We start from the raw sequence: 13181 nt of genomic DNA, 5'->3' as shown, positions 1-13181 counted from the left end.
TTTCTCAGTCCTGTACGGCTGGGGCAGCACTGCCTTCCGTTTCGTCCACGGAAGAACCATCGGCAGCCGGTGCCGCAGCGCTGTTGTCATTTTCACTTTCAAGCTCACGCCCCTTGCTTTTTACAGGATAAAGCGCCTCCAGCACCTTGGTCTGTTCATCCAAGAACTTCTGCGCATTTTCCGAGCCGCCACGGTAAACAAGGGCTGCGTGGAGCTTACCGGTCTGCTCCAGCTCCGCAAGAAGTGTTGCCTGTTCAGGGGTGGCAAGCACGGTAATGGTACTGGCAAGTTCCGTGTCCTCGCTGTCTTTGGGCTGATCCTGTGTATTGCTATCATTGCCGCTGCTGTCCGTGGTTGCGATAATCTCAACGTACTGAAGCTCATCAGGAATCATCGTTTCGAGCATTTCCCCTACGTCACTGGCAATCAGGGAAACAATGTCACCGCGCTCCAGCTTGCCGGAAAGTCCAGCGGCAAAGCTTTTGATGGTAACGGAGATGGCTCTGTTCTCGCCGTTGAGTTTACTTAAATACTCATTTTTCAGTTGGGGAGTATCCGAGAGTTTGCTTTTCAAAATATAGTCCCCTTTGTAAAGGTCTGCATTGGCATACTTGCCAACCACATCCTCGGCTTTGTACACCACATCAGAGGGCAGATTGTAGCCGCCTGTTTCCACGGTGGTAATCATGCCTGTGGTGATCTGATCGCCTTTTTTGATTTCACTGCTGACACGCACCAGCTCCACCTTGGATTTCAGGGCATCGTTAAACATGGGAGTCAGCCCAAAGCAGATGATAAGGGCCGTGATGATGCACAGAAGCCCCACGACAATTCGGTTTTTCAGTAGATTTTTCATTTTCATTTTCCTCCATTTCAGTTTTAAGTTGGCATAAGCGCCATAAAGCACCCAAAGGCAAGAAAAGGCGCGAGGGGCAGACTTTTTTGTCCCCGGCGGTAAGCCCGGTTCCAAAGCAATGCAGCCGCAAGCCCCCATATCATCATCCAGATGCCACCTGTCACACCAAGGGCAAAGCCGCTGGCCGCCATGAGCTTTACATCCCCGCCGCCGATTTTCTCCGTTTTCAGGGCAGCGATCAAGAAAGACAGAGGGACAAGCAGAAAACCCAAAAACGCAGGCAGGGGCTGAAAGTGAATCAGCCCCGCCATAGCAATAAACAAGTGCAGGCAGTCCGGGATTTCATAGGTTGCAAGGTCAATCGCTCCTGCGACAATCAGCACTTCGCATAGCAGGATACAGCGAAGCGCCAAGGGGGTAAAGCCGTATACTGCAAGAAAAACCGCCGTCACAGTCATGCTGTAAACGGCGGTTTTCGGTATTTTTTCCTGTTTTATCAGCCTATTCAGTGCCATATCGCAAAGGCCGCCTGTAAAAAGGGCAAATAATACACAGACGAGAAAGGGACTGATATAGTCAGCGTTCCAATTCATGAAAGGCAGGGAAAAGCGTTCGTCAAATGTCATATCATCCCTCCGTTTCTTTCAGTTTCGCAATCGCCTCCCGAATATCAAGGCCGTCGATTTCATTGCCAAGGCATACCCACCCGGCATATTGCCGCCGTGCAAACAGCTCCGCACGGGGGATCTCCCCCATAAGCAGTTCAATACGGCGGCGTACTTCGTCCGGCTTTTTGCTGTGCCGTTCTACCGGTGTGTCCACGATGCAATGTACCGCCTTTGATACCCGTTTCGGTCTGCCCTTCGTTGCAATCAGGCATAGCTCCGGGTTGGCTCTCGTCCAAAAGCCAAGTCCCCAAAACCATTTATCCGTCTGCTTTTTACAGCGTTTGACCCAGCAGAAGCCAAGGGTTTTATAAACAAAGCCCCAGCGCCGGATCGCTTCCAAACCCTCCAGCAGACAGGGAAATGTCACCCATAAAAACAATACGCAGTCCTTATCCGCAATCCCATCTATGTCAAGGCTGTAAATGTCCTCGGCACTCATGGTATGGTAATGGTTTTCGGCGCTGCGTCCTTCGCCCTTTTTGGAGTAGACCTTGTATGCCCATGGAGGGTCTACGTGTAAGACACCAAACCTCATAGGCAACCACCCGGCAGGCATACCCCGATTTCATAGACAATATTGACAGTCACGGCATTTCCAGCTTGACGGTAGAGCTGTGCGTCACTGACTCCCGCCGCTTTGGCTCGGTCGAACAGAGAATCCTCGAATGCCTGTAACCGCCATGCCTCTCTCGGCGTCAGCCTGCGGATACGGCAACACAGTAGAACCCCCATGCTCCCACTGGTAAGCAGGGTTTGGGCACATTGCTTTCCCACACGTCCCCGGCTCACGGTGCTGTTTGGGTAGGCAAGATTGATCCCGTCCCCATGATAGGCCATGGTGTGACCGTCCTTTTTTGCTTCACGGATAGGCAGCCCTCCATCATAGCAGCACAGCAAAATACCGTGGGTATCCTGCGTGGTTAGGGTGAAGCTGGGTTCGCCCGGCTCCTTAATCCTCCTGCCATTCTGCCGCTTGTTCTCCCTGTTCGGGGTAATGACCGCCCGTACACAGTCCGGGTGTCCCTGGCAAAGAAAAACACCGGAGGTTTCCCCCCGGTGATTGCCAATGCCCGAATGATACCTTGCCTTTAGACAGCGGGCATTTTCCGTCAGCTCCGTACTCCTATTTAAGTCAATAAAGGCCGCGCAGGATGGAACCTGTGTGGGAACCGTAAGCTTTATTCCTTCGCCTTTATTGGTGGTAAGCGTCGGTGAAAGCCCCTGCACGCTGTACACATTTCCATTCATACCATTACCGCTGGGATTCATATTGCCCACACAGACAATTCCTTTATGAGTGTTCTGCCCAGTATTCTGGCTCAAGTCGGTGAATGCCTCACAGTGCGTAATTTCTGAAAGCACGGCATTCTGATCCTGATTACGGTTCAACCCCCGGAAATCACTGGCGGTCAAGGTATGAGCGTGTTCGATTCTTCCGGTCAGCCCATCCTTTCGGTTTACCGATACGGCATACAGTCCTGTCCTACCGCCAAAGCCTCCGGCTTCGGCTACCATGGTGACAGACACACCGCTGGGGTCATAGACCCGGTTTCCCTGTGAGCCGTCTATGATTTGTCTAACAGCCGCAGGGTTTGCTCCGCCGAGAGGAAATACTTTTCGTCCACGGATTCCTCCAAAATGTCCAATAATGTACACTCGTTCCCGGTGCTGGGGAACTCCGTGATTTTTTGAATTGACGGCCTGCCACTCACAGTCATACCCAGCTTCCCATAGCTCAGAGAGAACGGCGGTAAAATTCCCGCCTCTCTTAATTGACAGCAAATGCTTAACGTTCTCAACGATAAGCCGCTTGGGTCGATTTTCGGGACTCGTGCTTTTGAGCAGGCCAGCAACCGTAAAAAAGAGTCCACTTCTGGCCCCGTCAAGTCCGAGCTGCTTATTGTTTGAGATAGAGATGTCGGTACATGGGAAGCCAAAAGTCCAGATTTCAGCCTTTGGTATTTCTCCTGCCCGAATTTGCTTAATGTCTCTGGCGTACCATTCGCCCTTGCAGTTTTTTCCGTCACAGTTTTTCCTCACCTCCGGTTTGCACATCATAAATGAATTAGAGCCTGCACCATTCCCATAGGGGCAAGGTGCAAGCTCATACATTGCCATATAGCTCATATTTGCGTACTTATCAATTTCGACATGCCCCACACAGGTATGTCCGCTTCTTTCGAGACCTCTACGGAATCCGCCGATTCCTGCAAAAAGGTCAAGAAATGTCAAGTAAAAATCCTCCTTTACTTTATACCCCATTCATCCTGCATACGGTAGGGGTAAATCTGCTGGCTGCGCCAAAACCGGATCATATCCCGGATTTGGTCTACCACGCTTTGATTGTTCTGGTCTTTTGTACACATCATTACGGAACCGAAAATCCCGGACAGGACTGCCACTACGGTCAGCGCAACATTCCCCGCAATCAGCCATAAAATAGCCGCCACAGCGTCGCCGAACAGAGAGCCGATTGCACTTTGCATAAGCTCTCGTTTGCCAAAGCCGTTAAACAGTTCATTTTCTGCCTTGACTCCGGTGGGTATATATAGATTGATTTCGTTTAACACATAGAGAACCTCCTTCATGAAAAATTCATTTGTAAAAACAGCACCCTCAAAGTCAAAAATACTTTGAGAGTGCTGTGAGGGTATAACTTAGTCTACCACTTCTTCGACATTAAAAAGCAAGGCTTTAATCTTCCGTTGTAATTCCATGTTTGCGTTTGTTTGCAATTCCCCACAGAATAAATCAATTATCTTTTTTAACGTATCACATGACGATATTCGATCTATATCGCTGGGAGGAATGCTTGTTTGCACTGACTGAAATACACGCCCATTGTTAATTGTGCCTGCAAGAGCAGGTGATAGTTCGAGTAACAGTCGTGTGAATTTTGCCAACGCTTTACTAGGAACATCAAGTTGTACTGGGGACTCAATTTTTATTTCGAGAATCTTCTGCTCCACGCTAAATGTTAGACTTTTTTTGTTGCGGACTGTTTTCAACGCATGGTACTTGTCGATTGCTTTCTGGATTTCTAATTTGATAGTTCTTAAATCAAACTCCTCTCTTTTTTTGTCATTTGCAATTTCTAGTTTCACAATATAGTTATACATACTTCAATCTTCCTCCTTTGACGAACAAATTATTTTTTGTTTGCTATGTTTATACTACCTCACAACATTGTCTTTGTCAATACAAATTTTTATTTGTTTGTCAAGTTATATTTTGTTCGCCGAAAGATGAGTTGTACTTATATATTGTAATAGTAAAAAATAATCTCTTTAATTTGCCAGATACATTCGGCAATCACATAGAAAACCACGGTGTTTTTCGCCCGCTTTTTATACCGTGCCTGTTCTTCCTCGGCACCATGAAGCCGAATCATGCAGTGAACGAAACGAAACACCGCACCCAAGCGGATAAGGGAAATGACCGCCATGGAAATATCGTCAAGGGTTATCACTTAGCCATCACCGCCTTTACTTGATCATGCCTTTTGCCATACCAACCAGCCGGACGGAATGGTACACGTTGTTGATAACACCCGCACCGCCTCCTGTGGGAACCATGAATTCACTAAGGAAACGCGGCGTTTTAATGGCAAGCACGATACAGGCGATTCCCCAAAAGATATTCATATTTACGCCAATATTCATCATCATACCGACTCCCAGCTTGCACAGGCATATCTGTACCACCACCGCAAGGGTGGACTGGAAAAACTTATTGATATAGGTCTTGAATACGCCCTTATCGTTATCCAACAGGCCGACACAGGCAAGGGGCAGGCCGATACGCAAAATCATAATCTCCAAGCCCCGCATCAGGAATTGGAAATACAGCACAAAGTAGCAGACTACGAAAATCAAACCGAATATGGCCGTAACCAGCCCAAGGGAGCTGATGCCGTTGACCCACGCCTGCCAGTCATAATTGGTTGCGGCACCAATGGCGGCCATCAGCTCATCCGTCAGGTTTTGGGTAATCTCCGCAAGCCAGCCGTACATGACCGGAAAGCAGACCGCTACGGCAATGGCCTGAATAAAGCGGATGACAAGGTGGGTCGGCTCCACATCCGGGTCGCCGTCCGTCCACATGACATAGCACTCAAAGCCTTTTTTCAAAAATTTCAGGATAATCAGCGACACGCCAAAGCCCAGCAGAATATCAAACAAAACAGATACCATGCTGCCGCCGCCTGCTGCTATCATATACTGGTCTGCGTTTAGGGTCATAGGAACGAGGTCGGAAAGCATTTCATCAATGAATGCCACCGCGCCGTTCAAGACTGCCACGATAAGCAGTACAAGGATTATTTCCAAATAATTTTCACCTCCCTGCCCTGTGGGAGATCCCGCAGGGCGCATACTCCATACTGCTTAATCGGCTTCATCCGCTGCTGGGGCCGATTGGTTTTGATAGGCTTCCAGCACCACTTCCTTAATGGTCTGGTGAAGCTCCGGGGTGATTGGAAAGCAGATGTCCCGGTATTCCTCTGCCTTAATTCTACGGCTGGGCATAAATACGCCAAGCCCTTTTTCGCAGTCCACGATGCGGACTCCGGTAATCAGAAACTCACCGTTTAAGCAAACGGTGGAAACAGCCTTGAGCCTGCCCTTATCGGTCAGATTGGCAACAATTTTTGCTGTTACTTTCATGTCGGTTCCTCCTTAAATATTGGGTGAAAATAAAATACCCGCCCCTTTCGTTTGATGGAAAGGGGCGGACCGGTTCTGCCATTTAGCCCTTATAGTTGAAAAGGCTTTTGATACGCTCAGTCAGAGTCGGCAGGATCGTGTCATTGAAAAGCATGTAAAGACCGGCAAGTAGCAGAGCGCCTACGACAACAGAAATCAAAATTTTCAGCGCCGTGTCAACGAAGCCCTCCCCGGACTGCTGGCAAAGAACCCTGCTGGTGTTTGCTTTCAACTGCTGGAGCTTCATTTGTGTGCGGATCAGGGCTGCTTTCGCCTTGCCCTCCATGCGCTGTCCCTTGGAAACGATGGTGTTCATCAGATTTTTCATAGTAATAATTCTCCTTTTTTATCATGGATTTTTGATTGCAACAGAAAAACCGCAGGGATTTCCTGCGGCTTCCTACAAGGTTTTCCGGCTTACTGATAGTAGCCGATAATGATGTTGAGGGTGGCGCTGCCCAGCACCGCCCCGATACAGGATACAATGGCAACCACAATGCGGTTGTTCCATTTCTTCTGATCCATTTCATCGGCTGCCGAACGCCGGATGCAGAAATAAATGATAAGCAGTCCCGCCACGACCGGAGCCAGCACCATGAGCCAGGTGGTAGCGTCCTGAATGAGCTTTTCCGTACCTTTGGCAATCTGACTGCCGCCGATACCACCACCGGCAGCGTAGGCAACCGTGCTGTTTTGAAGCATAAGAAAAGCGGTGAGCAATCCTGCGCCCACCGCCTTGGTCTTGGCCTTCAATTTTTTAGCCAAATGTTTAATCGACATCTTCACTCTTGTTCGATCCTCCTTTCCGAAAGCCTTTTTCTGAAAAAATCGCGCCCATCTGCGAAGCGAAAGCCTGTGACTTCTGTTGGGCTTCTTTAAGCTGCAAATCCTTGGCATAGTACACCCAAATGTTCCACAGAGGAATATCGCCCTTCATCTCCGAGATTACCGGGCGCGCCGCTTCTCTTGTTTCCCGTACTAAACGGTTATGCTCTTTATCGCCCAAGCCGCACATCCGGTTAAAGTACCACTGTGACAGATCGGGAGCATTCATCATAGCCGGATGGGAACGGCTGACAACAATCTGCGATGGACGCTGTATCCTTCGGATTTCGTCCGTGGTCAGAAGCTCCCTTGCCACAAGGCTGATGCTGTGGGAACTGGATGGATTCACATACCGCCCGTGCTGGCTGGAAAGCTGATAGGCGCTGGTGGTGTACTTGCCCAGCTTGTCGCACACATCCTGCAAGGTTTCTTTGTCGTCCGCTTGCAGATAAATCCATGTCTGACAGTTGGATTTAACAATAGCCGCTGTTTCCTTATTGTACTTTTGGGTAAGCTGTTCAAAGCTTTGCAGGAACAGATTAAACCTCATCCCGCGTCCGCCCGCCACGGTCAGTTTATTGGTAAAATCGGTGAGTTTCGTAAAATTTCCGAATTCATCAAGAACAAAGTTGACCCGGCGTTCCAGCCTGCCGCCCCGCTGATCAGACTGGCGTACCAACAACTCATAGAGCTGGGATACCATCAGGCTGGCGATAGGATAATAGGTGGTTTTTTCATCGGGCAGAATCATGAATAGTGCCTGCTTTTTCTGCCCGATCTCCGATATGTTATAGTCGCTCTTATGGGTGACGGAGTAGACGGACCGGCTGGTAAAGAGCCGCAGGGTGGTCAGGGCGGAGGTGTCAAAGCTGCCCTTGGTACGGCTGGGGGCGACCTCGGCTATGGACATAAGCGCCCGTGCCGGATGGGAGCTTGGCAGTTTCTTCATATACTCACTCATAGGTGTTTTACCGCCCACGGACTTGGACATTTCTGCGATAAACCAATACACATTGGTCAGATTCTGATACTCCGGCCGCTTTTTGTTATCCACCACCACGCAGAGAATTGCTGCCGCTATGGTGGATTTCTCACCATTTTCCCAAATCTTTTCGTTGGACACATCATCACCGACAAGAATATTGGTAATATCCCACGCATACATTTCCGCCCGTTCCATATTTCCGGCATTTACAGCGTCAATGACAGGCTGAAGGAGATTGTATCGGGTACTTTTTTCGGGATTCTTAAAATCCAGACAGATCACTTCATAGCCCAGCTTTTTCAGAAATTTCGAGGTATAGTGGAACAGTTCTGCCTTTGGATCGCTAATAACAAGGCTCTCTGCGGCAAGTCCCAGCAGACAGATGGATTGAATAACAAGGCAGCGGGTCTTGCCAGAGCGTGTAGCGCCGATGGTCAAGGTATGGGTATCGTCCGAAATGTAATAAAGCCGTTCCGGTGGTTCTCCCAATTCCTTACCGCCGATTCTGTCCATTCCCATTACAATCCCACCCTCGGAAAATAGCTGATAGGGGTCGGCCTTTTCTTCCTCCGCCCCCTGCTCCGTCGAAACAGAATCCGGCGCTTCCTGCGGCGGTTTAGTAATCCCGGCAGCCGAAAGGTCATACTCTACCGTTTCAAAATCTTCATCCTGAACAAAAACCTCCTTTTTTTGGTTTTCTATGGCAACGGGCGGCAGTTCTGCGGTTTGGTCCTGTACCGCCGTACTTTGCCCGGTGTCCTCCTGTACGTCCTTTTTCTTCTGCATAAACGGCAGATCAGAATATCCGGTGTCCAAAAGCTCCCGGATCAGCTCGTTTTGTGGGCTGATTATCTGTGTGCCGAAAACCTTGTTTTTTTCAGTATCCCGCAGCCACCGGGCTGATCCATGCTGAAATTGCCCCACGGGGGCAGGCGTGTAAATATCCTCGGCCACCCGCACAAGCTCACTCTGATAAGGCCGGTTGTTCTGTACCCAAAAAAGCACACCGCACAGGCAGATAAAACCCTCAAAGGACAAAAACAAAAGGAACTGCTGGCGCTGGGTGAAAAGCCCTGCGATGCAGTCCCATAGGGGAACCAAAGTAAGAGTGGAATACCGGCGCGACAGCAAGCCATGCAGAGCAGCGGTAAAAAATAGATTGAATAACGTGCCGAAACCGAATATTACGGCGCTTAATATAAGCTTTTCCTTTTTCTTCATCGGCAAAGCTCCCCGTCAGGTTCTGCGGCAGACTGCATAGCGGCGTCAAATTCGGGATAAGCCTGTCTGATGTAATCCATTATTTCAGATTTCGGAACACCCCACACATCACCACGGCCAACCGCCATATAATCGCCGTCCACCGGATGCCTTAGATGGATGGTATCGCTGTGGATATAACCCGGTCGGCAGCCGGGATCGTGGGTAACAAGCCAAACCTGATTGCGGGGTATCCGAAACTCTGGCTTTAGATTTTCATGCCGAAGCACTACAAGCTGTTTTTCATAATTTCTGCGACTGCTTTCCGGGATACAGTCAAACTTGGAAAGAAGCCGGTTTTCATCGGCGCTGACCGGATATGCCTCCGGTTCAAGCGGGTTTGTGATATGGTAGGCGGGAATACCGTGTTCCATGGCAAAGCTGATTTCACCCCGCATACCTTCACTGATTTTTTCACCCATAATCCAAAGCTCGTCGGATTTTTCAAGCAGGGCAAGGCCAAGCTGCAAGCCCTGTTCACGCTGCTGCGGAACCGTGTCATTGCACCATTGGCTGAAAATAATATGGGGCGCAAGGGGCAGTACGCCCCTTTCCCCGGCAAGGCGGCAATATTCCACCGCGTTTTTAATATTGGTGTTGTAATTCCCACGCAGGGGACTTGCGATATACACCATTTTCAAAAGTTCTCACCTCCAAAGAAAGAAAGGGCGAATACCAGTTGCCCGGTACTCGCCCATCTTTTTATAATACATCATTCGCTATTGAGTTCTTCTAAGAGTATGTTTTTTGCGGCTTCTTCAAGGGAAATGCCTTCGATTTCTGCCAATAAGTTAAGCCGTTCCCTCTGCTCGTCCGTAAGCCGGATACTTATGTTTAATTTCTCTGCGTTATCCAGCGGTACATCCAATGATACAGCACTGTAAACCATGCCTGACACTCCAAAGGAAAGTATTCTCCAATTTTCCAAAGGGATACCGGAAACGGGATCAGCCGGTGCATTGATCAGACGATAGGTATCCCTTTTCATATGCTGCAGTTGAATTTCAGGCACATTCACAATATCATAGCGTTCCAGCAATGTACGCTTGATTACATTTTGGGGAGAATTGTATTGCTGGCTTACCACGATAAAGCAGATTAAAATCAACGATACGCCTGCTGCTAACAGCAAATCTTTTTTGTTCAGCTTCTTTTTAACCATGTCCTATCTCCTTTAAGGCTCAAATCCAAAATCCTCCGCTTCCTCACCAAAAGTAAGGGGAATCAGATTGCTTTGCATCTCGGTATCAGCGGAGTGATCCGGTTCCTGTGCCGCCCGGTCAAGCTGCTTTTGCAGGAAAAAGCATATGGGAGCTTCCACGGGAGGAATTTTTGCTTCCTCCTGCATCAGATCATTATAATAGGAAATGTAGACGCCAAAATTTTCATTCAGCGTGGCAAGCAGACTGTCCTCCGATACGATTAAATCCTCAACCTCATCATAGATTTGGCGCAATTCAAAGAGCGGAACGGCGGCAGTGGTCAGGTCATAAAACAGGTATTCTCCCTGCTTTCTTCCAAACCCTTCGGCTATATCCGACATGAAATTATCGGCTACCGACTCATATACGGCAAAATAGTCCTCACCCTCCGAATGGACAAAATAAATGCCGTTGCGTACCCGGTTAAGCTGTTCCGGGCTGCTTTTTTCTGCTTCAAAGGGGACGGGCGGGGCGCACTCTCCGAAATAATCCGTAAGGCGCAGGCTGCCGTCCCGTCTAATTTCCTGCATCATTTCAATGGCCTTGGTTTCCATACGCTTGCAGGCGGCAACACGGCGCTGAAGCATTTCATACATAGGGATGTCCTTGGTATCTTCACCATAGCAAAGCCAGTCACCGTCCTGCTCCGCCATGGAAATGGCTTTCTCTGAAAGGACTTCTTTTGCCTTGGACTTTGGAACCATAATGCCCTCACGCTCAAAGCCGTTTTCATCTTTGGCAGCAATCAGGTAAATGTTCATGGCGATTTCAACGGCGGTGTTGATGTTTCCCCAAATCGTTTCTCCGCTTGGGTGGTTCATAATATCACTCTCCAATCTTTAAGAATAGGGTCTTACCTGTACATAATACAACTATATATCCGTATAATCAACAAATATTGTTGTCTTATATTTTGTTGTGTTATGCACCATAATAATAGAAGTACAGGAAGGAGGATAACAATGGATTTGCCACAAAAGTTTAAGAATCTCCGAACACAAAAGGAGATCAGTGTTTATAAGCTCTCTAAAGATACTGATATATCGCAAAATTATATCCGCAGAGTTGAAAAAGGGGAAAGTCAGCCATCCGTTTTGATACTGGAAAAACTGCTTACCCGTCTTGGCACTACACTTGCGGAGTTTTTCAACGACAGTAGTGAAGTGATGTATCCCAGCGCTGATGAAAGAGAGCTTGTGGAAAATTACCGTGTGTTAAACGAAGAAAAGGCCGCGGCGGTGCTTCACATGGTAAAGCTGATGGTCAAGTAACCACTGCCGCCCTTTTGCGGCAGTTTTTTATTCCCGTTCAATGCCGCGCTCCATGTTATTAAAGAGCCATGAAAAATCAAGGGCCTTTTCTTTTTTCTGCAATTCCGGGATAATATCTTCAATTTTATCCACCAGCCGTTCCACGGAATTAAGGTCGTCCTGCGTCAGATCGCTGTCAATGGTACGCATCTTTATAAGACCTGCATGAATAATCTTCAAATCCGTTTCGGAAAACAGCCGTTTTTCATCAATCAGGCCGCTTCGGGTAGCAAAGCTCTCAAAGGCGGCGTCCTTATTGTAAAAATACTGCCGCTGGATGGGATTTTTGTTCTCATCATTGCGATAGGTGCAAAGTACATACTCAAACAGCGGATGGTGCTTGCAGGCCAGCACCACACCGTTATGCTCGTTTATTTTGTATAGATTGTTCGGCAGCTTTACAGCAGTTTCCTCATCGTAAGGCTTATCAGAGCAGATTCCGCAGGCGACCGCCGTAGTTTTGGCAAGGGTCTGAACCCTGTCCATCAGCTTATCCTGTACCTCCACAAAGGGATTTTTCATGATCGTATCATTCTTTGTAAAAAAGGCGATTAGCTTATCCTTGTGGTAAATATCCGCCACATAATCGGGAGAGGTGGAGGGCTGGACGGTAAAGCCTTTCTTTTGCAGCGCTTCAAAATAGCTCTGATAAAACTCTGTTTTGGTTTTCATAGGCACACTCCTTTACATTTCATTCTGAAAATAATTTCTTGGGGAAAGTTCGGGCTGGGACGGCAGGCTTTCTTCAATCCTTGCCATTAACGCCCGGATACGGCTTTCGTTGCCGCTGTCCAGTTCGTTGTCCAGCATGACGCATCTTGCGCAGCAGGATACCAGCACACGCAGCTCATCATGGGAAAAGGTGAGAGCCGGAGCCATTTTCAGGCCGCTGCGCTCCATAAAGCTGTCCTGCGCCTGCGCCGGATCATAGAACAGCAGCTCCCGGTAATATTTCCGGCTGTTGTGCTTTGGAAATGCTTTCTGACAGGTGACAAACTCATATCCGAATAATCCGGTACGGCGGCAGAGCAGAACAGTTCCGGCGCTTTCAAACACCTTGATGTAGGAGCCTCCTGTCAGCAAAACAGGCTCCATCCGCTCCATATCCACAAAGGGAGCCTGTGTACAGCAGGCCAGCGCGGCGCGGGCTTCCTCACCGGCCTGCTCCAAAGCTCTTGCTTTGCCGCTTTCATATTTTTCAAAAACAAGCTCCCCGTCCTGAGTAATCACACAGAAAAGGGAGCTTTCGTCATACACCTCAGCGGCAATGTCGCTTTCCATGATACGTTCCACCCGAAAGCCGTTATCGGTCAGCCGGATGAAAAAATCGTCAAAAAATTCTTTTTTTGTTTTCAATCCATTTTCCTCCCTG

General features: G+C 48.6%; 18 protein-coding genes. 1 reads left to right on the top strand and 17 read right to left on the bottom strand.

Annotated features, from left to right (window positions below; genetic code table 11):
* Positions 1–4: 4 nt before the first annotated feature.
* The 15 genes from cpaB to QA584_RS08730 all read right to left on the bottom strand — a co-directional run bounded on the left by cpaB (position 5) and on the right by QA584_RS08730 (position 11320).
* Entirely contained in the window at positions 5–856 is an 852-nt protein-coding gene (gene cpaB, locus QA584_RS08800; RefSeq protein ID WP_278274145.1) for a Flp pilus assembly protein CpaB, read from the bottom strand.
* Between the two features lie 23 nt (positions 857–879).
* A complete protein-coding gene (locus QA584_RS08795) occupies positions 880–1482 on the bottom strand; it encodes a prepilin peptidase (protein WP_278274144.1) in 603 nt (200 codons plus the stop codon).
* Position 1483: 1 nt separating this feature from the next.
* Positions 1484–2059: an MT-A70 family methyltransferase gene (locus tag QA584_RS08790; RefSeq protein WP_334306018.1), complete on the bottom strand. Its 576-nt coding sequence runs from the start codon at positions 2057–2059 to the stop codon at positions 1484–1486.
* Positions 2056–3756, bottom strand: coding sequence for a DNA cytosine methyltransferase (gene dcm, locus QA584_RS08785; protein WP_278274142.1), 1701 nt, complete (start codon positions 3754–3756; stop codon positions 2056–2058). Before dcm ends, QA584_RS08790 begins: the two co-directional genes overlap by 4 nt.
* Before the next feature lie 14 nt (positions 3757–3770).
* Positions 3771–4094 (bottom strand): hypothetical protein, encoded by a 324-nt coding sequence (locus QA584_RS08780; RefSeq protein ID WP_278274141.1) that lies wholly within the window; start codon positions 4092–4094, stop codon positions 3771–3773.
* Between the two features lie 87 nt (positions 4095–4181).
* A complete protein-coding gene (locus QA584_RS08775) occupies positions 4182–4643 on the bottom strand; it encodes a hypothetical protein (protein WP_278274140.1) in 462 nt (153 codons plus the stop codon).
* A gap of 137 nt (positions 4644–4780) precedes the next feature.
* Positions 4781–4993: a mercury transporter gene (locus QA584_RS08770; protein ID WP_278274139.1), complete on the bottom strand. Its 213-nt coding sequence runs from the start codon at positions 4991–4993 to the stop codon at positions 4781–4783.
* A 16-nt stretch (positions 4994–5009) separates the two neighbouring features.
* Positions 5010–5852: a conjugal transfer protein TrbL family protein gene (locus QA584_RS08765; protein ID WP_278274138.1), complete on the bottom strand. Its 843-nt coding sequence runs from the start codon at positions 5850–5852 to the stop codon at positions 5010–5012.
* Between the two features lie 57 nt (positions 5853–5909).
* Positions 5910–6188 carry a SpoVG family protein gene (locus tag QA584_RS08760; RefSeq protein ID WP_278274137.1) on the bottom strand — a complete coding sequence of 93 codons (279 nt, stop codon included), beginning with the start codon at positions 6186–6188 and terminating at the stop codon, positions 5910–5912.
* Between the two features lie 82 nt (positions 6189–6270).
* Positions 6271–6474 carry a DUF6133 family protein gene (locus QA584_RS08755; RefSeq protein WP_278275132.1) on the bottom strand — a complete coding sequence of 68 codons (204 nt, stop codon included), beginning with the start codon at positions 6472–6474 and terminating at the stop codon, positions 6271–6273.
* A gap of 170 nt (positions 6475–6644) precedes the next feature.
* Positions 6645–7007, bottom strand: a complete 363-nt coding sequence (locus QA584_RS08750) for an Mbov_0395 family pilin-like conjugal transfer protein (RefSeq protein ID WP_334306026.1) — start codon at positions 7005–7007, stop codon at positions 6645–6647.
* Positions 6997–9258: a VirD4-like conjugal transfer protein, CD1115 family gene (locus tag QA584_RS08745; RefSeq protein ID WP_278274136.1), complete on the bottom strand. Its 2262-nt coding sequence runs from the start codon at positions 9256–9258 to the stop codon at positions 6997–6999. Before QA584_RS08745 ends, QA584_RS08750 begins: the two co-directional genes overlap by 11 nt.
* On the bottom strand, positions 9255–9932 hold the full coding sequence (locus QA584_RS08740) for a DUF7768 domain-containing protein (RefSeq protein WP_278275130.1): 678 nt from the start codon (positions 9930–9932) through the stop codon (positions 9255–9257). The genes QA584_RS08745 and QA584_RS08740 overlap by 4 nt, the downstream gene beginning before the upstream one ends.
* Before the next feature lie 77 nt (positions 9933–10009).
* Positions 10010–10459: a hypothetical protein gene (locus tag QA584_RS08735; protein WP_278274135.1), complete on the bottom strand. Its 450-nt coding sequence runs from the start codon at positions 10457–10459 to the stop codon at positions 10010–10012.
* Positions 10460–10471: 12 nt separating this feature from the next.
* The gene (locus QA584_RS08730; RefSeq protein WP_278274134.1) at positions 10472–11320 is read right to left on the bottom strand and encodes a hypothetical protein; all 849 of its coding nucleotides are present in this window, start codon (positions 11318–11320) and stop codon (positions 10472–10474) included.
* Positions 11321–11461: 141 nt separating this feature from the next.
* Here QA584_RS08730 and QA584_RS08725 point away from each other — a divergent pair, with 141 nt between their 5' ends.
* On the top strand, positions 11462–11770 hold the full coding sequence (locus tag QA584_RS08725; protein WP_278274133.1) for a helix-turn-helix domain-containing protein: 309 nt from the start codon (positions 11462–11464) through the stop codon (positions 11768–11770).
* Between the two features lie 27 nt (positions 11771–11797).
* Here QA584_RS08725 and QA584_RS08720 read toward each other — a convergent pair whose 3' ends face one another.
* Positions 11798–12481: a hypothetical protein gene (locus QA584_RS08720; protein ID WP_278274132.1), complete on the bottom strand. Its 684-nt coding sequence runs from the start codon at positions 12479–12481 to the stop codon at positions 11798–11800.
* Between the two features lie 12 nt (positions 12482–12493).
* Positions 12494–13165, bottom strand: coding sequence for a hypothetical protein (locus tag QA584_RS08715; RefSeq protein ID WP_278274131.1), 672 nt, complete (start codon positions 13163–13165; stop codon positions 12494–12496).
* Positions 13166–13181: the final 16 nt, after the last annotated feature.

The sequence above is a fragment of the Anaerocolumna sp. AGMB13025 genome (genome assembly GCF_029689925.1).
GTDB lineage: Bacteria > Bacillota > Clostridia > Lachnospirales > Lachnospiraceae > Anaerocolumna.
This window is presented reverse-complemented; position numbering and strand designations above follow the sequence as displayed.